The sequence below is a fragment of the Oscillibacter sp. CU971 genome, assembly GCF_905219725.1.
In the GTDB taxonomy this organism is placed as follows: Bacteria; Bacillota; Clostridia; order Oscillospirales; family Oscillospiraceae; genus Oscillibacter.
The window spans coordinates 1-1,194 of the sequence record NZ_CAJMXG010000540.1 but is presented as its reverse complement, the minus strand read 5'-3'; the positions used below and the strand labels follow the sequence as shown (position 1 = coordinate 1,194).

Genomic DNA, 1,194 nt, shown 5'->3' with positions numbered 1-1,194 from the left:
GTCATACAGCGGACGAGATTCGAATGCCCTGCGATTTGAGAGCCCGGATACCGCTGGAGAATTGCTTGGATCATGGGATAACGGCGATTTTCAACAGCTGCGCATCGAGGCTTAACAACCAATTTACGGCCCACCAGGGACACAATTCCCAGGTGGGCCGATTTTTCTGTCTGTGGGCAGATATGTGCTCAGGCCAAAAATGCCAAATTGAAAACGGCAGGAAAAGTGCTGATTTGCAAAAAGAATCCGGGTTTTGCAGAAGATTCTTCCCCGTTTTTGACAGTATTATTTCGACATGGGCCCGTCTCTCCGTCCTTACCAACTGCCATTGCAATATTTTTTGCATATTTTCCGCTTGTTTATAGCAGTTTTCGCTCCATTTCATTTGCTTTCCGACACTCTTTGCAAACAGGGTTTCCGTATACTCCACGTCTGTCTGTGGCTGATTATGTGGTCAGAAACCCTTGCGGCACTTGAGTTTTCAGTCCTAAAGCAACATTGTTCCAGGCCAAGAAAGTGGTCAAATTTGAATCAGGCCGCCTTAAACCGTCTGTTAACTCAGAGGAAATATCAAGCGATAAATTGCACCTCCGTCTACAATGATAAGCAGATTTCTTAAAGCCCTGTCGACTGTGTAATCCGCCCGATTTTCACCTCTGTATTTCTCCGTTTTAGATTGCAATTTTCTATCGACTTTCGCCTCCTATTTCGGTATTGTGTTGCTTGCAAAAGTCCCACAAAACGCTGAAAATTAGGAGGAAAATGTATGACCAACATGAAAAAGCGCATTGCCACCACACTGACAGCAGCCATCCTCACAACTGTCCTCACTGTCCCCGCCATGGCAGCGGAAACGCCTGACAAATCTGTCCGGGTGAGCAGCTACAAGGGCAGTACTCTGAAGGTGGGAGAGCGTAGCGGACTCATCATCGGTCCCAGCAGTACAGACTACACCGTTACTTCCAGCGATCCGGATACAGTGGCGGTAGAACAAGTGCTGACCTTCTGGGTGGCGGTCGCCAAGGGGTCGGGGACCGCAGTGATCACCGCATCCAACAGCACTGGAGAATGCGGGAGCGTGACACTGACGGTCGGCGCCGCCGCTGACTCCGCCCCACTGGAGGTCCCCGCCAGCGGGGACAGCGCTGGCCTGACAGACAACATGGAGATACGGCAGGAGATGATCCGCCTCAT

Annotated in this window: 1 pseudogene; it reads left to right on the top strand. The window is 50.5% G+C overall.

Annotated elements, in window-relative coordinates:
- Positions 1 to 766 precede the first annotated feature (766 nt).
- A pseudogene (locus tag JX325_RS17245) lies at positions 767 to 1,194 on the top strand (CAP domain-containing protein); the annotation flags it as partial.